Annotated in this window: 16 protein-coding genes and 1 pseudogene; 12 read left to right on the top strand and 5 right to left on the bottom strand. The window is 68.7% G+C overall.

Translation table 11 applies throughout. The features are described 5' to 3' along the window. Positions 1–1270: 1270 nt before the first annotated feature. A complete protein-coding gene (locus tag OG738_RS21845) occupies positions 1271–2395 on the top strand; it encodes a hypothetical protein (protein ID WP_329056244.1) in 1125 nt (374 codons plus the stop codon). Next, positions 2392–2862, top strand: a complete 471-nt coding sequence (locus OG738_RS21850) for an enoyl-CoA hydratase/isomerase family protein (protein WP_329056245.1) — start codon at positions 2392–2394, stop codon at positions 2860–2862. Before OG738_RS21845 ends, OG738_RS21850 begins: the two co-directional genes overlap by 4 nt. A 612-nt stretch (positions 2863–3474) precedes the next feature. Here OG738_RS21850 and OG738_RS21855 read toward each other — a convergent pair. After that, complete coding sequence (locus OG738_RS21855; RefSeq protein ID WP_329056246.1) at positions 3475–4782, bottom strand: FtsW/RodA/SpoVE family cell cycle protein; 1308 nt, start codon at positions 4780–4782, stop codon at positions 3475–3477. Positions 4783–4986: 204 nt separating this feature from the next. Next, positions 4987–5328 (bottom strand): ArsR/SmtB family transcription factor, encoded by a 342-nt coding sequence (locus OG738_RS21860; RefSeq protein WP_329056247.1) that lies wholly within the window; start codon positions 5326–5328, stop codon positions 4987–4989. 286 nt (positions 5329–5614) lie between these two features. Between OG738_RS21860 and mgtA the strand changes: the two genes are divergently transcribed. From mgtA to OG738_RS21910, 10 genes and pseudogenes are all read left to right on the top strand, one after another. Beyond that, positions 5615–8212 carry a magnesium-translocating P-type ATPase gene (gene mgtA / locus OG738_RS21865; protein WP_329056248.1) on the top strand — a complete coding sequence of 866 codons (2598 nt, stop codon included), beginning with the start codon at positions 5615–5617 and terminating at the stop codon, positions 8210–8212. Positions 8213–8248: 36 nt separating this feature from the next. Beyond that, a complete protein-coding gene (locus OG738_RS21870) occupies positions 8249–8968 on the top strand; it encodes an MgtC/SapB family protein (RefSeq protein WP_329056249.1) in 720 nt (239 codons plus the stop codon). A 4-nt stretch (positions 8969–8972) separates the two neighbouring features. Next, on the top strand, positions 8973–10712 hold the full coding sequence (locus OG738_RS21875) for an ABC transporter permease (RefSeq protein ID WP_329056250.1): 1740 nt from the start codon (positions 8973–8975) through the stop codon (positions 10710–10712). A 12-nt stretch (positions 10713–10724) separates the two neighbouring features. Next, the gene (locus OG738_RS21880) at positions 10725–12062 is read left to right on the top strand and encodes an ABC transporter ATP-binding protein (protein WP_329056251.1); all 1338 of its coding nucleotides are present in this window, start codon (positions 10725–10727) and stop codon (positions 12060–12062) included. A gap of 122 nt (positions 12063–12184) precedes the next feature. Then, complete coding sequence (locus OG738_RS21885; RefSeq protein WP_329048308.1) at positions 12185–12988, top strand: COG4705 family protein; 804 nt, start codon at positions 12185–12187, stop codon at positions 12986–12988. 231 nt (positions 12989–13219) lie between these two features. Beyond that, positions 13220–13768 (top strand): DUF3558 domain-containing protein, encoded by a 549-nt coding sequence (locus OG738_RS21890; protein ID WP_329056252.1) that lies wholly within the window; start codon positions 13220–13222, stop codon positions 13766–13768. A 194-nt stretch (positions 13769–13962) separates the two neighbouring features. Continuing rightward, the gene (locus OG738_RS21895) at positions 13963–14796 is read left to right on the top strand and encodes a S1 family peptidase (protein ID WP_329048297.1); all 834 of its coding nucleotides are present in this window, start codon (positions 13963–13965) and stop codon (positions 14794–14796) included. Between the two features lie 136 nt (positions 14797–14932). Next, a complete protein-coding gene (locus tag OG738_RS21900; RefSeq protein WP_329048296.1) occupies positions 14933–15349 on the top strand; it encodes a ribonuclease domain-containing protein in 417 nt (138 codons plus the stop codon). Positions 15350–15523: 174 nt separating this feature from the next. Beyond that, complete coding sequence (locus tag OG738_RS21905) at positions 15524–15685, top strand: hypothetical protein (RefSeq protein WP_329056253.1); 162 nt, start codon at positions 15524–15526, stop codon at positions 15683–15685. A gap of 258 nt (positions 15686–15943) precedes the next feature. After that, a pseudogene (locus OG738_RS21910) lies at positions 15944–16387 on the top strand (FtsW/RodA/SpoVE family cell cycle protein); the annotation flags it as partial. A 67-nt stretch (positions 16388–16454) separates the two neighbouring features. Here OG738_RS21910 and OG738_RS21915 read toward each other — a convergent pair. From OG738_RS21915 to OG738_RS44695, 3 genes are all read right to left on the bottom strand, one after another. Then, entirely contained in the window at positions 16455–17252 is a 798-nt protein-coding gene (locus tag OG738_RS21915; RefSeq protein WP_329056254.1) for a hypothetical protein, read from the bottom strand. Between the two features lie 272 nt (positions 17253–17524). Then, complete coding sequence (locus OG738_RS21920) at positions 17525–19048, bottom strand: FtsW/RodA/SpoVE family cell cycle protein (protein WP_329056790.1); 1524 nt, start codon at positions 19046–19048, stop codon at positions 17525–17527. 129 nt (positions 19049–19177) lie between these two features. Continuing rightward, entirely contained in the window at positions 19178–20023 is an 846-nt protein-coding gene (locus OG738_RS44695) for a VOC family protein (RefSeq protein WP_442875916.1), read from the bottom strand. Positions 20024–20355: the final 332 nt, after the last annotated feature.

A 20355-nucleotide genomic window follows, 5' to 3' on the forward strand; every position in this document is an offset into this window, starting at 1 on the left:
CGGGGCGGCTTTCGTCTTCTATACCCCCGCGGCGTGTTGCGATGAGATCTGACGCAGACCGAGGGACGGATCGACGTGTTCGTCCAGTCGATCGGCACGACGGCCTCACTTCGCGGCGCCGCGACCCGCTCAAGCGCCACAATCCGCGCTACGGGTGGTCGCGGTCGAGCCGGCCGAGTCCGCCGTGCTGTCCGGTGGGCGGCCGGGGGTGCGCACCGCATCGAGGGCATCGGGATCGGTTACGTTCCGCCGATGTGGGGCCCGGACCTGCCGGGCGAGATCGTCCCGATCGCTACCGCCGACGCCGAGGACATGGCCAGGCGCATGGCCCGCGAGGAGGGTCTCTTCGCTGGTACGTCGTCAGGCGCCTACGTGCTCGGCGCGATCAGGTCGGCCAGCGTCTCGGACCGACCGTCAGGGTCGCGACCTTACTGGGGTGGATTCGGGCCTGAAGTATCTGAGCACCACTGTGTACCAACGCGGATGAATTCGACAAGAACTTCATTGAGATGTTCTTCGCCACACGGGGCGTCGAGAGGCGGCCGCACCCAGTGGCGCGGAGTGGTTTGCAACGCGGGTGTGTTCGCGATTTCGCACAGGAACAGCCTGCGGCGTCCGGCGGGATGCGTACAGGAAGACCGGGTCGCGCAGCCAGGGTCGTGCTTGAGCATCTGGCCGGGGAACTCGGACGGTGAGACGGTGATCCGCAGGGTTGGTCAAGCCGGTGCCGACATCGTTCCCGTCAGTCAGCTCGCGTTCCTCGATCAGGCCGCTCTTGATGCGAGCCCGTTGAGGCTGACCAGGTTCTGCACGCCGACGTGCGGCGTTTCTTCAATAATCATGGAAAGTCTCCCCGATTGGCGGGCTTGGTTCAGGTTGCCTCGGGTCGCCGTCGCGGGAATGGAAGTTTCGGCCGCCCCAAGGAGCCTTGGGGAGATATCTCCAAGCAATCGCCGTATGTGTTTTTTTCCGGACTGGATCCGCTGTCGCGCGGCTTCGCCTTCACTGACAGATATGACGTGATCACCCGAGTAGCCCCATGTACTTACCCCTTCGGCTGCGTCACGTCCGTCGCCGTGCGAGGTACCGTCGACCGGTCGTTTCGTTGCCCGCTATCGAATGTTCGGTCCGGCAGGCCGAACCGCTGTTCATGACGACTCGAAAACCGGACGAGCGGAGACCCGTTGAAAATCTTGGTGCTGTGCTCCGCGTTCAATGGCCTCAGTCAGCGCGCCTGGCTGGGTCTCCGCGCCGCGGCCACCGCGTCACGGTGGAGACGGTGCACAATTCGCAGGAGATCGCCGCGGCGGTGACGGCTACCGACCCCGAGTTGATCATCTGCCCGTTCCTGCGACAGCGGGTTCCCGAGGGGGTCTGGCGACGCTACCGCACGATCATCATCCATCCCGGCCCGGAGGGAGACCGCGGCCCGTCCGCGCTGGACTGGGCGATCATGGACGCCGAGCCCACCTGGGGCGTGACCGCCCTGCAGGCGACCGGCGACCTCGACGGCGGGCCGGTCTGGGGCACGCGAGTGTTCCGGATGCCGGCTGATCCGCCGCGCAAGAGCACTCTCTACAACACCGAGGTGTCCGACGCCGCGATGAGCCTGATCGATGAGGTGGTGGCCAAGGCCGAAGACGCCGGTTTCACGCCGGGACGCCAGGACCACCATCGGCCCGAAGCGGTGGGGAGGATCCGTCCCGTGGTCCGGCAGGCCGATCGATCCTTCTCCTGGGGCGACCCGACCGGCCACATCCTGCGTCGCATCCGCGCCGCCGACGGCCGTCCCGGAGTGCACACCGAGTTGGCCGGTGTGCAGGTCGCAGTGTTCGACGCCCATCCCGGAGACGCCTCGCTCGACGAGCCCGGCACCATCGCGGCACGACGGCAGGGTGCGATGCTGGTCCGCACCGGCGACGGCGCGCTGTGGATCGGGCAGGCGCGGCGGTTGGCTCCCGAGGCCCCAGGCACGACGGTCAAGCTGCCCGCCACCGTGGCTCTCGGGGGCGTTCTCGAGGTGCCGCGGACCGCAGGCCCGCCCAGCCTGCGGGAGATCAGCTACCGGCGGGTGGGCAAAGTGGGGTTGGTGCGATTCGAGTTCTACAACGGCGCGATGGGCACCGCGCAGTGCCGGCGGCTTGCCGCGGCCGTGCGCCACGCGGCCGCGCAAGACACCGCTGTCCTGGTCCTGGCAGGCGGCGAAGTGTTCTCCAACGGCTTGCATCTGGGTGTCATCGACGCCCATCCGGATCCTGCGGCGGAAGCGTGGCGGAACATCACCGCGATCGACGACCTCTGCCAGGAGATCATCGGCTGCGCCGGCCAGCTCGTGGTGTCCGCGCTCGCCGGCGACGCGGGCGCGGGCGGGGTGATCTCGGCGCCGACACAGTGATCGCCCGGGACGGCGTCCTGCTCAACCCGCATTATCAGAAGATGGGCTTGTACGGCTCGGAGTACTGGACCTACGTGCTGCCCCACCGGGTCGGCGAAGCACAGGCACGTCGGCTGGCCACCAGCTGCGAGCCGATCAGCGCCGCCGAAGGGGCAGAGATCGGGATCATCGACCGACTCGCCGCGAGCGACCGCGGGGGATTCATCGCAACCGTGCTGGACTACGCCACCGAACTCGTCGTCGGCGGCCAGGCGGATGCCCTGCTCTACCGCAAACACGCCACCCGAGAAGCCGACGAGCAACGCAGGCCACTGGAAACCTACCGGGTACGGGAACTCGCCGAAATGAGCCACGACATCTTCGACGACCGCCACGGTTTCGCCCACGCCAGGCGCACCTTCCTCACCGGCCGGCCCGCCGGCCCGACGCTGCCGAAACCCCGCCTGCCAGCCCCACGACTCCCTTAGATGAGGCCCGTCAGCTGATCGCGCGGGCAGCCGAACTGTTCACCGGCCCGCGCTGGTCGCCACGCGGGACGGGGAGGTCGCGGACCAGCTGAGATCGAGTCGTGAATTAGGGACGGAGCGGAGCGAGCCGCGGGTTGGATAGCGGCGAGCAATCGGCTGGCGGCGTCTGCGAACCGAGGAGTCGGACGGCTCGGAGTGCTCACAGCGCGGTCGTTTCGGATCGTTCGTTGTGGTCTGTATCTACGTGCGTGGTACGGCTGAACCGCCCGACAAGGTGTCCGGACAACCGGGGGAAGCTCACGATTATTTCAGGTGGTGGCACCGTGGTGCCAACCGCCGAGGGCGCTCGGCCAGGCTAACTTCTAACGGTTGTGGTTACAGTGCAGTTCCCAAACGCAGTTCGTTTGCCTCAACGTGTGAGACGTGTCGTCGAAGTGTCAACGCTCATACGTCACCGGTGGGAAGACCGCCGCGGGCGACCTCACCTTCATGGTGAAACTGCGCCGCTGCTGACGTCACTGCCGGAATCATGCCCGCGGATCGGGGCTCGGGAAATCGCTCCGGTGGCGTCACGGGCGCGATCTGCGCGGGTTGCACCGCCGCGTTCTGGCGTCACCGTCGTGTGCCGGTGTGGTTCCGGTTCGCGGTCTTGCCGGCCGGGTGTGGCCGTGCGTTCGCGGGCCGGATGGGCTGGCGGGCCGAGCGTCGTGGCGGCGAGTAGGGCGTGGGTGCCGGTAGGCGCAGCAGCACGCCGAACTTGCCGGGTCCGTGGTGGCGCAGGGCGGCGGCGGCCTGGGGTTCGTTGCGGGCGCAATTGGCGAGGATGCCGAACAGCAGCATGGTGATCAGCAGTGACGAGCCTCCGTAGGAGATCAGGGGCAGGGTGACCCCGGTGACCGGCAGTAGGCCGACCACGTACCCGATGTTGATCGCGGCTTGGGCGACGACGAGCAGGGTGAGGGTGCCCGCGACGATCCGGATCCACGGGTCGAGGTTGCGGCGGGCGATCCGTGTCCCGACGACCGCGACACCGGCGTACAGGGCGATCACGAAGACGCAGCCGACGAAGCCGAGTTCTTCGCCGAGGAGCGCGAAGATGAAGTCGTTCTGCACCCCGGGCAGGTAGCCCCAGTTGGCGCTCCCCCGCCCGAGTCCCCGGCCGAAGATGCCCCCGTCGGCGAGCGCGTACAACGCCTGGGTCGTCTGGTAGGACTCCGTACTCGAGTCGGGTGCCGCCGAGAAGAACGACAGGATCCGCGCCGTCCGGTAGCCGGCGCTGAGGGCGAGTACGGTGAATCCGGCGACCGCCCCGGCCAGCAGGGCGGCGAACAGCCGCGCCGGGATGCCCGCGAACCACAGCAGCCCGAGCAGGATGATGCCGAGGGTGATCGTGCCGCTGAGGTTGGGTTGTGCCATCACCAGCGCGAACATCACCAGCGTCACCGGGACTACGGGCACCATCAGGTGCCGCCACCGGCGCAGCAGGTGGTATTTGGCGACCAGGACGTGCGCACCCCACAGCGCGAGGGCGAGCTTGGCGAACTCGATCGGCTGAACCGACTGCCCGGCGACGACGAACCAGCGTTGCGCCCCGCCGCCGGTCGTCCCCAGGGGGGTCAGCACGGCGGCCAGCAGGCACACCGCCAGGACCATCGCCGTGCCGGCCAGCCTGCGGATCTTCCCGATCGGCACCCGCAGGCCGAGCCAGAACACGCCGGCGCCGAGACCGACGTAGCTGACGTGCTTGAAGAAGAGGCTGTACTGGCCACCGCCGGTGCGCGGATCGTAAGACGAGACCGACGAAGCGCTCAGCACCATCACCACGCCCACGGCCACCAATACCCCGGTCAAGGCCAGCACCAGGTGAAACGACGCCAACGGGCGCGTCAGCCACCCGGTCAGCCCCTCCCGCACGGCCATGGCCCGTGACGCGCGCAGGCGGTCAGCCGACTCCGGTCGCGGCGCCTCGACGGTCTTACCCCGGTCGTCCGGCGAAAAGCCGCGACGCGCGTGAGCCGGCGTTCGTGGTCGCGTTTCCACGACGGACAATCCCGTCGTTGCGGCACTCCTGTCGTTGCGGTCCGGGCCCTCTGCGTTCGCGTTCTTCCGTGCTCGCACCGGTGATCAGCCGTTGCGGACGCGTCGCCGTGGCATTCGCAGTTGCCTGTGATGCTCGATGGCGAGCCGGACCATGTCGGCCACGTGCTGGTCGTCGACGTAGTGGATCTGGTGCTTGCCCTGCCGGCGGGCACGCACCAGCCCGGCGAGTTTGAGCTTCCCCAGGTGATGACTCACGGTGGCCACGCTCTGCCCGGTCTCCTCGGCCAGTGTTCCCACGTCGCGTTCGCCCAGGGTCAGCAACCACAGCAGATGCAACCGGACGGTCGCGGACAACAGACCGAACGTCGCCGCGGCGTCCTGGAGTAGGTCGGGGGGCAGCGGGTCGGAGTCGGGCGGTGCGGGCACGGGGTCATCCTCTCGCGTGTCCCCGTAGCGTGACGTACACCCCGTCACTTGCACAAGTGTTTGACTGTTTCGGGTGGGTGCGGTGTACTGGGTCCCGGCCGCCCCCTGCCGGGCGCTGCGGCCTGTCCGTGGAGGGAGGTGAGCCGGGTGACCGGCGAAGGAAGTAGTCGCCGCGACCGCGCGGACGTCCGGCTTTCCCCGTCCACCCGGGAGTAGGCGCGGTGGTCCGCGCGGTCGTTTCGCTGGCGATGCGCACAGCAGTGACCTCGACGGACAGGACCTCCCGATGACCCGTTTCCCCGGCGTGGCGCCCGAGCTGGGCGACGCGCCCGTGCTCACCGTCTTCCGGCAGCTGGCCAGCTCGCCCAAGGGCCTCACCGAGACCGAGGCCGCGGACCGGCTGCTCGGCTACGGTGACAACCACCTCGATCCTGCCCGGGACGGCGTCCTCCGCCGGATCTGGGCCGCGGTGCGCAGCCCGTTCGTGGCGCTGCTGGCCGGACTGGGTGTGGTGTTCGCGGCGGTGGGGGATGTGCGCGGCGCGGTGACCGTGGCGATGATGGTCGTCGTGAGCGTGCTGCTGCGGTTGTGGCAGCGCACCCGCTCCGAGCGGGCGGTCGGCGCGGTGCGGGCGCGGGTCACCACGACGGTCACCGTGCGGCGGCGGGCCGGCGAGGGCTATCCCGCCACCGAGCGCGAGGTGCCCACGGCCGACCTGGTACCCGGGGACGTGGTGCTGCTCGGCCCCGGTGACGTCGTGCCGGCAGACATCCGGGTGGTCGCCGCTACGGACCTCGTCGTGGACCAGTCGGCGCTGTCGGGCGAGGCGCTGCCGGTTGGGAAACGGCCGCCGGCGCCGCGGCCCCGGCGCAGGGCGCTGCCGCCGCAGCTGGTGGACATGCCCGCGCTCGGGTTCGCCGGGACGTCGGTGGTCGGCGGCAGTGCGACGGCCGTCGTGGTCGCCACCGGCGGCGCGACGTACTTCGGTTCGCTGGCCGCGCAGGCCACCGCGCCACGCGCGGAGTCGAGTTTCGAGGCCGGGGTCCGCCGCGTCGGCTGGACGCTGATCCGGTTCATGCTCGTGATGGTGCCGATCGTGCTCGTGGTCAACGGCACGGTGACCGGGAACTGGGCGCAGGCGTCGATGTTCGCGGTCGCGGTCGCCGTCGGCCTGACCCCGGAGATGCTGCCGGTGATCGTGACGACCAACCTCGCCAGGGGTGCTTCGGCGCTGTCGCGGCAGCAGGTAATCGTCAAGCGGCTCGACGCGATCCAGGACCTCGCCGCGATGGACGTGCTGTGCGTGGACAAGACCGGCACGCTCACCGAGGACCGGGTGGCCTTCGCCCACAGCATCGACGCGGACGGGCGCCCGGACGGCGAAGCCGCCGAGTACGCCTACCTGGCCGTGCACTTTCAGACCGATCGGCACGACCGGCTGGACGAAGCGATCATCGAGCAGCTCGCCGGCGACGACGAGAACCTGCTGACCGACGCGCTGTTCACCAAGGTCGGCGAGATCGGCTTCGACCACACCCGCCGCCGCGCCACGGTCGTCGTGCGCCGGGCGGGGGCGGACATCCTGGTCACGAAGGGAGATCCGGACGAGATCCTGCCGCGCTGCACCCACGCCCGGCGCGCCGGGGAAGCCGTCGAGCTGAATACGGCGGCCCGCGGCGATCTCGCCGACCTGGTGCGGGCGTACGCGGGACACGGGATGCGGATCCTGGCCGTGGCGGCCCGGCCGGCACCGGCGCGGCTGGGGGACTACACCGAGGACGACGAATCCGGGCTGGTGCTGGTCGGTTTCGTCGGCTTCGTCGACCCGGTCCGCGACGGGGCCGCCGCGGCCGTGGAAACGCTGGCGGCACACGGAATCCCGGTCAAGATCCTCACCGGCGACAACCCGCACGTCGCCGCCCAGGTCGCCGAGCAGGTCGGCGTCCGGGTGGGGGATGTCGTCGTCGGCGGTGACGTCGAAGCGGCCGACGACGCCGATCTGCGCGCCCTGGTCGAACGCACGACGGTGTTCGCCAAGCTCGCCCCGGCGCACAAGGCCCGGATCGTGACCGCGCTGCGGGCGACGGGCCGGGTCGCCGGGTTCATCGGCGACGGCGTCAACGACGTCGCCGCATTGCGGGTCGCCGACGTCGGCATCGCACCCGACACCGCCACCGACGCGGCGAAAGAGGCAGCCGACCTGGTGCTGCTGGAGCGCGACCTCGGAGTGCTCGCCCGTGGCGTCGTCGAGGGGCGCCGGACGCTGGGCAACACGCTCAAGTACGTCAACATCACGGCCAGCTCGAACTTCGGCACCGTGCTGACCGTCCTGGCGGCCAGCGCGTTCCTGCCCTTCCTGCCGATCCTGCCGATCCAGCTGGTCGTGGCGAACCTGCTCTACGACGCCGCCCAGATCGCGCTGGCCTGGGACCGGATCGACCCGGAGTATCTGCGCGCGCCGCGCCGATGGGACGCGCGCGGGCTGACCCGATTCATGCTCGTGTTCGGCCCGGTCAGCTCGCTGTTCGATCTCTCGACGTTCGCGGTGCTGTGGTGGGTGTTCGGCGCGGGCTCGAACCCGCTGCTGTTCCAGACCGGCTGGTACGTCGAGGGCCTGCTCTCGCAGCTGCTGGTCGTGCTGGTGCTGCGCGGCCGTGCCGCGCCCATGCGGGGCAGCAGGCCGGCCCGGGCGGTGGTCGCCGCGGCGGCGGGGGCCGGGCTGGGTGGGCTGCTGCTGCCGTTGTCGCCGCTGGCGGGGCCGCTGCGCCTGCACCCGCTGCCCGTGAGCTACCTGGGATGGCTGCTCCTCATGCTCGTGACCTATGCCGTGGCCGCCCAGCTGATCAAACGGTTGTACGCCCGTCGGCGTCCCGCCTGGTGGTAACCCCCTTCTTCCTGAGCTGAACGAGAGTGAGCGCAGATGACGACTGCGGACATGTTGCTGCGCCTTGCCGCCGGGGTCGGCCTGGGCACGATGATCGGTTTCGAGCGCCAGTACCGCGCGCGCATGGCGGGGCTGCGCACGAACGCCCTGGTCGCCGCCGGGGCGACGCTGTTCGTGCTGCTGTCCGCGCACGGGTTCACCGGCGCCGGCGCCGATCCGACGCGGGTCGCGGCGCAGATCGTGTCCGGCATCGGGTTCCTCGGCGCCGGGGTGATCCTGCGTGAGGGCCTGACCGTGCGCGGGCTCAACACCGCCGCGACGCTGTGGTGCTCGGCGGCGGTCGGGTCGCTGGCCGGCGCCGGGCTGTACCTGACCGCGGTGGCGGGCACGGCTGTAGTGGTGGCGGTGAACGTGGCGCTGCGGCCGCTGGGCCGCGTGGTTGACCGCCGCCCGGACACCCGCGGCGAAACGCCCGCCGTCTACACCTTCCGTGCAGTGACCCGCGACGACGCGGAAGCGCACGTCCGCAACCTGCTCGTGCAGGCCTTGTCCCGCACGGACTTCGCCCTGCAGTCAATCGAAAGCGTCAACGCCGCCACGGTCGGCCAGGTCGAGGTGCGGGCCGCCCTGTCGGCCGAGCAGCGCGACGACAAACAGATGGAGTCGGCGGTCAGCCGGCTGTCCCTGGAGCCGTCCGTGACCAGCGTGCGCTGGCAGGTCACCAATCCCGACCACGACGACGTCGAAGACAGGTGACCCCATGGCCTTGCTCCGCACCTTCCCGACCAAGGGCGTCCTTACGCGGCCGCGGCGCACGATCGCCGACGTGGTCGTGTTCCTCGGCGCCGCCGCGCTGCTGTGGCTGCTCGTGCGCCTGGCGCACGGCGCCGCCGTTCCGTGGACCCCGGCGACCGCTCCGTCCACAGTGTCCACCGATCCGACCGAACTCCCGTTCTACGCTGGGCGTTCGCTGCTGCGGATGTTCCTCGCGCTGGCGGTGTCGGTGGTCTTCACCTTCGTGTACGCCACCGCCGCTGCCCGGCTGCGGCGCGCCGAGAAGGTCCTGATTCCGCTGCTGGACATCCTACAGTCGGTGCCGATCCTGGGGTTCCTGTCGGTGACGATCACCGGGTTCATCGCGCTGTTCCCCGGCTCGGAGCTGGGGCTGGAGTGCGCGTCGGTCTTCGCGATCTTCACCTCGCAGGCCTGGAACCTGACGTTTGCCTTCTACCATTCGCTGACTACCCAGCCACGTGAGCTGGACGAAGCCGCCCGCGACCTGAGGTTGTCGCGCTGGCAGCGGTTCTGGCGGGTGGACGTGCCGAGCGGAATGATCCCGCTGGTCTGGAACGGGATGATGAGCTTCGGCGGCGGCTGGTTCTTCCTCACCGCGTCCGAGGCCCTCAGCGTCAACAACCACCAGTTCGCCCTGCCGGGGATCGGCGCCTACGTCGCCGCGGCCGGCGACGAGGGTGACTTGGGCAAGGTGCTGCTGGCGATCGCGGTGATGATCGTCATGGTGGTTGGGGTGAACGTGCTGTTCTGGCGCCCGCTCACCGCATGGTCGGAACGGTTCCGCATCGAGCAGTCCGAAGCCGCCGAAGCGCCCCGCAGCCTCACCCTCGGCCTGCTGCGCCGCTCCCGCCTCCCGGCGCTGCTCGGCCGGGTCTTCGGGCCGCTGGTGTTCCCGCTCGACCGTGCGCTGGCCGTCTTCGGGATCGCCGAATACCCACTGCGGACCTCGGCGGTGCGCCGCCGCGCAGGAGACGTCGTGTTCGCGGTCGCGGTCCTCGCCCTGATCACCTATGGGCTCGTGCGCGCGGTCGTGTTCGTCGGGGACACGACCGGGTTCGCCGAAGTCGGGCATGCGCTGCTGCTCGGGCTGGTCACCTTCGGCCGGGTGCTCATCCTGGTCGCGGTCGCCACCATCGTGTGGGTGCCGGTCGGGGTCTGGATCGGGCTCGACCCCCGCGTGTCGCGGCTGGCCCAGCCGGTGGTGCAGGTGCTCGCTAGCTTCCCGGCGAACTTCCTGTTCCCGCTCATCACAGCGGTCCTGGTGGCCACCGGGATCTCCCTGAACTGGGGCGGCATCCTGCTCATGTCGCTCGGCGCGCAGTGGTACATCCTGTTCAACGTCATCGCCGGTGCCTCCGCGATCCCCAATGACCTGCGCGAAGCCGCAGCGAACCTGCGGCTGCCGCGGACACTGTGGTGGCGCAAGCTGATCCTGCCCGCGATCTTCCCCAGCTACGTCACCGGCGGGATCACCGCGGCCGGCGGCGCGTGGAACGCCTCCATCGTCGCCGAAGTCGTCTCCTACCACGGGCTCACCCTCACCGCGACCGGTCTCGGCGCCTACATCAAGGACGCCACCAGCACCGGCGACGCCGGGCACATCCTCATCGGCGTGACCGTGATGAGCCTCTACGTCGTCGGCCTCAACCGGCTGTTCTGGCGCCGCCTCTACACCCTCGCCGAACGCCGCTTCTCCCTGTCCTGAAACGAGGTTCCCGTGTCCCGTCCCGAAGTGCTCGTCTCCGTCGAGCAGGTCAGCAAGAGCTTCACCGGCGCCGAGGGCGACGAACTGCGCGTGCTCGACGACATCGCCCTGGACCTACGCGCCGGCGAGATCGTCGCGCTGCTGGGCCGCTCCGGCTCCGGCAAGTCGACCCTGCTGCGCATCATCGCCGGCCTGATCGGCCCGACCACCGGCCGCGTCCGCTACCGCGGCACCGAGCTCAACGGCGCCAACCCCGGCACCGCCATGGTGTTCCAGACCTTCGCCCTCATGCCCTGGCTGACCGTGCAGGACAACGTCGAACTCGGCCTCGCCGCCCAGAACGTCGCCCCGGCGCAGCGGCGTGAACGAGCGCTCAAGGCCATCGACATGATCGGCCTCGACGGGTTCGAATCCGCCTACCCCAAGGAACTCTCCGGCGGCATGCGCCAGCGCGTCGGCTTCGCCCGCGCCCTGGTGCTCCAACCCGACCTGCTGCTGATGGACGAGCCGTTCTCCGCCCTCGACGTCCTCACCGCCGAAAACCTCCGCGGCGAACTCATGAGCCTCTGGCACCGGGACAGCTTCCCGACCAAGGGCATCTGCATCGTCACCCACAACATCGAAGAAGCCGTCCTGCTCGCCGACCGCATCCTGGTCCTCGGCGCCAACCCAGGCCACATCCGCGCCGAGATCACCGTCGACCTCGCCCGCCCCCGCAGCCGCAAGACACCGGCCTTCGAAATGCTCGTCGACCAGCTCTACGACCTTCTCACCGGCCGCGAACCCGGCGTCACCGAACCTGAGCCCACCCAGGCCACGCCCACCGCGCGGCCGCTGCCGGCAGTGTCGGTCGGCGGTCTCGCCGGCCTCGTCGAGATCGTCCACGCCCGCGGCGGCCGCGCCGACCTGCCCGACATGGCCGCCGACCTCAGCTTCGAAGTCGATGACCTGCTCCCGCTCGTCGACGCCGCCGCCATGCTCGACTTCCTCTTCGTCGCCGGCGGCGACCTGCACCTCACCCCGACCGGCAGCCTGTTCACCACTGCCGACATCCAGGACAGCAAGAAGGTCTTCGCCGAGCAGGCCCGGCACCGCGCGCCCCTCGTGCGGACAATCGTCACAGCACTCGCCGCCAGTACCGGCGGCACCTTGCGCGCTGGGTTCTTCCTCGACCTGCTTCGCCGCGGCTTCTCCACCGACGACGCCCAGCAGCAACTCGACACCGCCATCGACTGGGGCCGCTACGCCGAACTGTTCGACTACGACACCGACACCGGCCAGATCACCCTCGACCCCGGCCGCCGGTCGGCGGCCGATCCGGACGTCGGCCGGTCGCCGTCGCAAGGTTAGCCGATGGTTGTGGCAAGGCAAATTATCTCGTATGAAAGAATCCGGCAGACTCGGCAAACGGCGGAATAAGGGAACTCTCGGGGCGTGGATCGGCCGATGTGGCCGTGTGCCAGGATTCCGCCATGACAACTGGGCAGCTCCGGCTCGACGATTCCCCGGCGGCACCGCGCCGGGTGGCCGCCAAGGTTCCGGAAGTGACGGTGTACTTCTGGATCGTCAAGGTCCTCACCACGGGCATGGGCGAGACCACATCGGACTTCCTGGCCCACCTGATGGACCCGGTGATCGCCGTCGGTATCGCCGGTGCGGGTCTGGTGATCGCGCTGGTCGCGCAGTTCCGGGCCCGGGCCTACGTCGCCTGGTTGTATTGGCTGGCTGTCGTGCTGGTGAGTGTCTTCGGCACCATGGCGGCCGATGTCCTGCATGTCGGTTTCGGTATTCCTTACGCCGTTTCAACGGTGTTCTTCGCTGTCGCGCTGGCCGCGGTTTTCGGGGTCTGGTATGCGACCGAGAAGACGCTGGCGATCCACAGCATCACCACGTTCCGCCGGGAACTGTTCTACTGGCTCGCGGTCGTCACCACCTTCGCGCTCGGCACGGCGGCGGGCGACCTCACGGCGACGACGCTGCACCTGGGGTATCTCGGCTCGGGGATGGCCTTCGCGGTGCTGATCGCCCTGCCGCCGCTGGCGCGTCGATGGCTCGGGCTGAACGCCGTCTTCGCTTTCTGGTTCGCCTACGTCCTGACCCGCCCGCTGGGCGCGTCGTTCGCGGACTGGATGGGCGTCCCCGCCGGCCGCGGCGGACTCGACCTCGGCACCGGGCCGGTCAGTCTCGCTCTGCTGGTCGCGATTCTCGCGTTCGTCGGGTATCTCTCGGTCACCCGTAGGGACGTCACGCGCCTCGGCGCGGGTGAAACTCGCTGACGTGCACGTCACCTCGTCAAGCGTTGTGGTGACAGCCAACCAAGCCCTCAACCGCCACCGGTCAGGCCGCCGGACCCGGTGACGCTGCCGGCAGTCGTGCCACCGACGTCGCGTGCGGCGCGACTGTCCCTGGGCTGTTCGACACCGACATCCCGTCTCCGTTGGGGAGAACGCTGTGGCCCGAGCCGTGGCCGTGCCATCCTGGATTGTCGCCAAGAGTCCGCGGGCAGGATGGAGGTCGCCGTGCGAGGTTTCTCCGTTGTGCTCGCCGTCGGGGTTGTGATCGCTGCCGTGGCCGGATGCTCGTCGCCGCCCGCGGCGCCGCAACGGCTCTCGCCGTCGATCCCCGGCGATCCGCTGGACCTGACTGGCTTCGTTGCCCAGCCGTGCGGATTGGTGAACGCGCAACAGCTCGCACGCTATTACATCGCCGCCCCCGCTACGACGAAGCTGCCGTGGTGCGTCTGGGTACCTGCGGATACGACCGGCCTGACCTACCAGGCGTCGGTCGACACCAGCAGCGGCGGCCTCGAGTCCCTCTACGAGCACCGGACCACAGTGGGCGGCTTCGATCCGGCTGACGTGCACAGCTACCCCGCCATCCACCGCGACGCCCGCGGCGGCCACTGCACCGTTCAAGTCGGCGTCGCCGACGACACCCTGCTGTCCGTCACCATCGACGCCACGAACCCCAAGCTGTCGGTGCACCAGGACCCGTGCGCCGAGGCCGATCGGTTCGCCGGATCCATCATCGGCTACCAAGGGCACCGCGCTCCCTGACCACGTCTCACGAAGGTCCGGCGCCGATTCTCACCGTCCCCACAGGAAGCCGGGAGCATCGCGGTGTCCGCTCTTGTCCGATTCTCCGGTGTGAGGGCAAATCACCGACTATTCCCTACTGAGGTAGGTGGTGACCCAGGGGGTGCTCCGGCGACGCTGGGGATGTCCCCGTCCGGTTCACCTGGGAGTGCCTCATGACCACGTCCCTGCCCAGAATCCTGTTCATCGCCGGAATCGCCGCGGCCTCGGTGTTGGCCTTGGGCGCACCGGCGTCGGCGGCGCCGAGCGCAGCGATGCTCGCCTCCGCGAAAGCCGCCCTCGACCGCGTCCACGACGTCCCCAACACCGCGTGGGGCATCGACCCCACCACACGCCAGGTCGTCGTCACGATTTCCGACGCCGCACAGGGCGCCGGGATGGCGAGGTTGCGAGACGCGATCGCGTCGCTCGGCTCCGCGGTGCGGGTCAAGCACACCGCGAAGCCGCTGACGACGCAGGTCTACGACGGCGACGAGATCAGCACCGGTTCGATCATCTGCTCGGCCGGGTTCAACGTCACCAGCGGCGGCCAGCAGTACATCATCACCGCGGGACATTGCACCCAGGGTGGACCGTCCTGGCAGGGGATCGGCCCTTCGGTCGATTCGAGCTTTCCGGGCACCGACTACGGCCTGATCCGCAACGACTCCGGGGACGGCCCCGGTGCGGTCGACCTCTACGACGGCACCACCCAGCCCATCACCCAGGCCGGCGACGCCTACGTCGGTGAGCAGGTCTGCAAGAGCGGCCGCACCACCGGCCTGACCTGCGGCACGGTCACCGCGCTGGACCAGACGGTCAACTACGGCAACGGCGACGTCGTCTACGGCCTGATCGAGACGAACGTCTACTCCGACCACGGCGACAGCGGCGGTGCCCTGTTCGACGGCAGCACGGCGCTGGGCACCGTGTCCGGCGGCGACAGCACCACCGACTACTTCCAGCCGGTCACCGCGGCCCTGAACGCCTACGGCGTCGGCCTCGCCTGATCTCCTCATCCGCGCCACGTTCGTCGCGCCAACTGAAGTTCATTCACATTTGGCGACGATGTCCTGGTCTGATTGCGGACAGAAAACGCTCATCGTCGAGGTTGACCCCCACCATCAACTTCTCTTGGGAGGATCTGTGCAGGCTCGGCAACGTTCCCGACGGTCGTGGGCACAGCGGCTCGGCGTCACGGCCGGTGTCATCGTGTCGGCGCTGGGCATCTCGGCGGGCACCACGCCGGCGAACGCGTCCACTTTCGACTCGTGCACCATCTCCGGCTGCTCTGCCGCTCGGTCGGCCAATTCGGTCTGGGAGTCCGATGGCTATCCGGGCAGCCGGGGCTGGTACGACTGGCCGAACGGGCAGTGCAACTTCGCCGGCGGGACCTACTACAACAACGACGGGCAGTTGCCCAGTGGTGACTCGTTCCAGGAGTACGACGTCTACCCGCGGACGTGCGGGGCGCACCGGGACGCCTACCGGATCGTGGTCGACCTGAACACCGGCGAGGTCTGGTACTCGCCCGACCACTACAGCGACTTCTATCACCTGTAACGAGTTCCGGTCCGCGCCGCCTTCCCGAAGGACGGCGGCGCGGACCTGTCTTAGCAGCCCATCCCGGAACGTCCTGAGAAGACACTGAGAGTGTGACCACCCTGCCGAAGCGTGAATCGCCCGGACGGCGGGTATGCATTGTTCCGTCCGGAATCGACGTCGCAGGGAGTGATCATGGGTTTCTTGGTCGGGTTGCTGGTTGTCTGGGCGGCTCTGGTGGTGCTCGGAATGGTGGTGAAGGGACTCTTCTGGCTGATGATCGTGGGAGCCGTCTTGTTCGTCGCGACGGGCGTGGTCGGTATCGTCAAACGCGGCGCCCTGAGCGCCCGCCGCTGAGCCAGGGCGCTGGAGTATCCATTGCCGAGGGCAACCTAGATCGCCAGCCGCTACGCGCCGAGGCTTTCCGTTGAAACGCCGGGAAGTATCCAGCGACGCGACCGAGGACGAATCCATCGATGGTTCACGTGCGTCACGGGTGATTGCCGTGCGAGAAGGTTTGGTCGGCTGGCTGACGCGGCCGTTGGCGTCCTTCCACCTGGCGCTGGCCTTGACCGGGGCTCTCGTGATCGTATGTCCAGTCATAGTGCTGAGTGCTTCGTCGGCTGTGTGTTCGTGATCGTGTTGTATGGGGCGTTGCCGTCGCCGGAAAGCGGATTGCCGCCGCGCCCTCGATCCCTGGACCCGGATTGTCGCCCGCACGCTGACCCATGCTGGTCGTGGTCCACGCGGCCATCAACATCGGATATGTGGTGGGCCTGCTGCCGGTCACCGGCGTCACCTTGCCGTTGGTCCTACGGTGGGTTGTTGCTACTGGCCACGATATTGCTGTTCGGCGCCCTGGCCAACTGTGCCCGCAATGAGCCGCAAGCCGTCGCGGCGCTGCGCCACCATGGATCGGGCAAGTCCGACGTTCTGATGCGCCTGGCTGCGCCCTACTCGGCGCGGCGCTCATCCGCCAAGCCGCCCGGCCGGCGAACGCACGGCCACGCCCGGTCCGCTAGGGTTTCGAGCCGGAACCGCACCGCGGCAAGACGGTAGGGCGGCCGGAGACCGTGACGTTGTTACCGATCGTGCGCTGCGAAGACGGAGCTGGCACCGGTGGCCGTCATTTGAACAGGCTGACCGCGCGTGACACAACGACGGCGAGCGTCACCAGGGAGATTGCGGACTGGCTGAGCATCAGCACTTTCGCCCAGCGCGACATCGGCATCACGTCGGTCGGGCTGAAGGCCGTGGCGTTGGTGAACGATAGGTAGAAGTAGTCCACGAAGTGTGGCTCCCAGTCCGGGTGCAGTTCTGGCTCTTCCATCTGTGGAAAGCGGAAATCGGGTCGTGGGTGTTCGCCCTGAGCGCGGGCGACCGGGCCGCCCCGGTCCCACTCCCAGTACCACAGCGCGAAAGCAATCACGTTGGTCAGCCAAATCGCCCCTCCGCTGCCGAGTAGCGGCCCGGGTTCCTCGCCGGCGCGGGCGGCCAGCAGGTCGATCACGAGCAACGCGGCCGACCAGCCGTTGGCGAGGCTGATCAGGGCGATGAGCGCCACCGACAGCGGCCGCAGCCACGGGTGGCCGCGTGAGATGCGCACCGGGTTCAACGCGATCAGCACCGCGACGAGAGCGATTTCCAGCGTCGGCAGCAGCCAGTGCGGGCGGAACGCGAGCCGGTCGGGCAGCACCAGCTGGAGTGTGACGGCCAGCGCAATCGCCGCCGTCACGGCCCACCGCTGCTCGCCCCGGGTGACCCGCAGCCAGGCTGGTGCTCGCTTGGCGGTGTCCGCCACGGTGCGCGCCGCATCGGACATCGGATGTGCGCCGTGGCAGAGCAGTTCCTCGAGGTGCGCCAGCTCCGCCCGGATCGATCGCAGCCGGTGTACGTGGTCGGGCGATGGTCGTGCCGCGTCCATTGGTGTCCTCTCGCTGCCACTGCATTCGTCGGTGTGAATGTACTGAGCTGGCCCCTGTGAGGACGCTGAGAGGAAGTGGTGAGGTCGGTCTGTGACAGCCTCCCTAGGCCGCCTCGGCCCCGGCCCGCAAGGCGCGTGAGGAAATCGCAGACATGCACGCACAACCTGGAGGGAGATAGATGGCTCGAGAAGTGATCATTCGCGAGTCGCGGGGCTGAGCCGGATCGAGCTCACGCCGAAGGGCTTGCTGATCGTGCCCGGCGCGACGGAGTTCAGCCGGGGCCGGCGGGAGGCCGGGTGCGCGGTGATGCACCGACAGCGGGACCTGAGTAGCCGTTGCGTCCGGCAAAGCCGACGGTGCCGTCGGCTTTGCCGAGTCCGTCGGGCCTGTTCACAAGGACGGTGTGCGCGTCAGCCAGGGGTGTCGGGTCCGGCTGGGGACGAGACGGCGTCGCAGGTCTGCGCGCGGCGTCGGATATACGGATGAGCAAGGCCACGAGAACATAGTTGGCCAGCAACGATGACCCGCCTTTGGACAGGAACGGCGCGGTGATTCCGGTTTCCGGGATCAGTTTGGTGACCCCGCCCACGACGACGAAGATCTGCATGATCACGGCGAAGGAGAGTCCACCGGCGAGGATCTTGCCGAAGGTATCCCGGACCGCCAACGCTGAGCGCATACCCCGCATCGCCAGGACGAGGTACACCATCAGGATTGCCGCCAGACCGATGAAGCCGAGTTCTTCGCCAAGCGCGGCCGTGATGAAGTCGGTGCTGGCTTCGGGAACCATGTCGGGCCGGCCCGCACCGAGGCCGGTGCCGCCGACGCCGCCGGTGCCCAGGCCGAACAAGCCCTGTGCCATCTGGTAACCGCCACCGGGCTTGTCGTAGGTGGCGAGCGGGTCGATCCAGTTCGACACCCGTTGCTGGACGTGATTGAACAAGTTGTAGGCGATCACGCACCCGGCAGCGAACATGGCCACCCCGACCGCGACCCAGATGGCCCGTTCGGTGGCGACATACACCATCACCAGGATGATGCCGAAGAACAGCAGAGCCGCACCGAGTTCCTTCTCGAAAGCGAGCACGGCCATACAGCCGACCGACGCGATCACGATCGGCCCGAGGTCGCGTGCCCGGGGAAGCTCGACACCCAGGACCCTCCGGCCGACGACCCGGAACAGGTCACGCTTGGACACCAGGAACGCGGCGAAGAAAACGATCAGGAGGATCTTGGCGAACTCGCCGGGCTGAATGGACAACGAGCCGAGTTTGATCCAGACCTTGGCGCCGTTCACCTCCGAGATCGAACTGGGCAGCACCGCAGGCAACGCGACCGCAACAATCCCGACCAGGCCGGCGATGTAGCCGTAGCGTGCCACCGTGCGGTGGTCTTTGACCAGACCGAGCACAGCGAGAAACAACGCCAGCGCCACAACAGTCCAGATGATCTGCTTGGGTGCCTCCGGACTGAAGGTCGTCCCGGCCTGGCCGGCCCGGTCCGCCATGGCCAGATCGATCCGGTAGATCATCACCAAGCCCATGCCGTTGAGCAGCGCCACACACGGCAGGATCAATGGATCTGCGTACGGCGCCCACCGCCGGATCGCCAGATGCGCCGCCGCGAACACGGCAAGGTAGGCCAAGCCGTACCACAGCACGCCCATCGTGAAGTCATGGTTCTGATTGGACTCAACCAGAACAAAAGCGCACCACACGATGAACGACGCGAAAATCAGCAACGCCAGCTCGGCCCGCTTGCCAGTCGACTGCTCTCGTCGTGGATTCGTCGACATCACCGCCGAAACCGGTCCCGACGAAGCAGGAGGCGTCACGCAGCACCGTCCGCAAGGGCCAAGTTCGCAACCTGGTCAACTCGGAGCGCATCTCTTCGAATCCAGCACTTCCGGATCACCACCGACACGCTAACCGGGGATTCCTGGCAAGACCCTGAGAGAGCGACATGTCCCGCCCACCTGCGTCCGCAGTGGGCGGGTCTGTCCCGGAGGGGTGAAAGCCGGGCTAGTCGTCGTAGGGGTCGTCGACGGCGGAGGTGTAGTCCCATCCGGACGCGAGTGCGGGTTCAAGGAGGCGAAGCGGGTGCCGTGTGGGTCGGATAGCACGGCGACCTTGCCGAGGGTGGAGGGGTAGGGCGGGAACCGCAGGCGGGCGCCGGCGGCGTGGGCGCGGCGCAGGGTCTGGTCGAAATCATGGTGTGGTTGGAGGACGAAGTGGGCGATCCAGCGCGGCGGCACGTCGGCTGGGGTGCCGGGGTCCATGCGCACGCGGCCGATCACGGAGTCGTCGCCGGTGTAGTAGACGAGGTAGTCGACGGTGGTGCCGTCGCCGAACTGGTGCCCGCGGTAGCCGAAGAGCCGGGTGTAGAACCGGTCGGCCTGTGGGGCGTGGCGGGTGATGTACTCGATCCAGCCGAGCGCGCCGGGGGTGCCGGCGGCGAAGGCCCATCGGGCGCGGGTTGGGCGAGCCCGATGGTGGTTCCGGTGGCGTCGTCGATGAGGACTTTGGCGCCGATGCTGGGCACGATGTGGGGTTGGGGTTCCAGCACGGTGCCGCCGAGCCGGTGGACCTGCGTGCTGGTGGCAGCGAGGTCGGTGGTGGCAAGGTAGACCGTCCAGTCCCGCACCGGGCCCGGGTGTGGCCGCAGCCCGGCCACCGGGCTCGCCGGCTACGGTCGCCAGCAGGTATTCCTGGCCCGCATGGTCGCGGATCATGTGGTAGTCCCAGCCGAGAATGGTCTGGTAGAAGTCCATGCTGCGGTCCGGGTGGGGCCGTGGCCAACTCCACCCAGCACGGGCTTCCCGGCGCCAGGTCGAGGTCGCTCATCCCCAACCCGCCCCGGACGGTGTCCGCGAAGCCGGCACGAGCCTCGCCTTGCCCGCACGTGGTGCGGGCGGGTCTGGGGTGCCGCTGCGAGATCATGAACCGACCGTAGCGGCTGCGGTCGTCGACGACTCTCGTCTCATTGGGCACTCCCTGCGTCTGCGTGTTCGCTCGGAGCACGAAGCCCGACATGCCGGTCGCTGTGATCGGCGTCACGGCCATGCTCGATCAACCTGGTTGGGTACCGGGCGTCTGCACGAGG

This window comes from Amycolatopsis sp. NBC_01488, assembly GCF_036227105.1.
In the GTDB taxonomy this organism is placed as follows: Bacteria; Actinomycetota; Actinomycetes; order Mycobacteriales; family Pseudonocardiaceae; genus Amycolatopsis.

Bases quoted from the DNA above. Each gene is read 5' to 3' on its own strand.
- OG738_RS21855 (WP_329056246.1), bottom strand. From the start codon at position 4,782: ATGGCCGTGCGGGAGGGGCTGACCGGGTGGCTGACGCGCCCGTTGGCG.
- mgtA (WP_329056248.1), top strand. From the start codon at position 5,615: ATGACCCGTTTCCCCGGCGTGGCGCCCGAGCTGGGCGACGCGCCCGTG.
- OG738_RS21870 (WP_329056249.1), top strand. From the start codon at position 8,249: ATGACGACTGCGGACATGTTGCTGCGCCTTGCCGCCGGGGTCGGCCTG.
- OG738_RS21875 (WP_329056250.1), top strand. From the start codon at position 8,973: ATGGCCTTGCTCCGCACCTTCCCGACCAAGGGCGTCCTTACGCGGCCG.
- OG738_RS21885 (WP_329048308.1), top strand. From the start codon at position 12,185: ATGACAACTGGGCAGCTCCGGCTCGACGATTCCCCGGCGGCACCGCGC.
- OG738_RS21890 (WP_329056252.1), top strand. From the start codon at position 13,220: ATGGAGGTCGCCGTGCGAGGTTTCTCCGTTGTGCTCGCCGTCGGGGTT.
- OG738_RS21895 (WP_329048297.1), top strand. From the start codon at position 13,963: ATGACCACGTCCCTGCCCAGAATCCTGTTCATCGCCGGAATCGCCGCG.
- OG738_RS21905 (WP_329056253.1), top strand. From the start codon at position 15,524: ATGGGTTTCTTGGTCGGGTTGCTGGTTGTCTGGGCGGCTCTGGTGGTG.
- OG738_RS21915 (WP_329056254.1), bottom strand. From the start codon at position 17,252: ATGGACGCGGCACGACCATCGCCCGACCACGTACACCGGCTGCGATCG.
- OG738_RS21920 (WP_329056790.1), bottom strand. From the start codon at position 19,048: ATGTCGACGAATCCACGACGAGAGCAGTCGACTGGCAAGCGGGCCGAG.
- OG738_RS44695 (WP_442875916.1), bottom strand. From the start codon at position 20,023: ATGGACTTCTACCAGACCATTCTCGGCTGGGACTACCACATGATCCGC.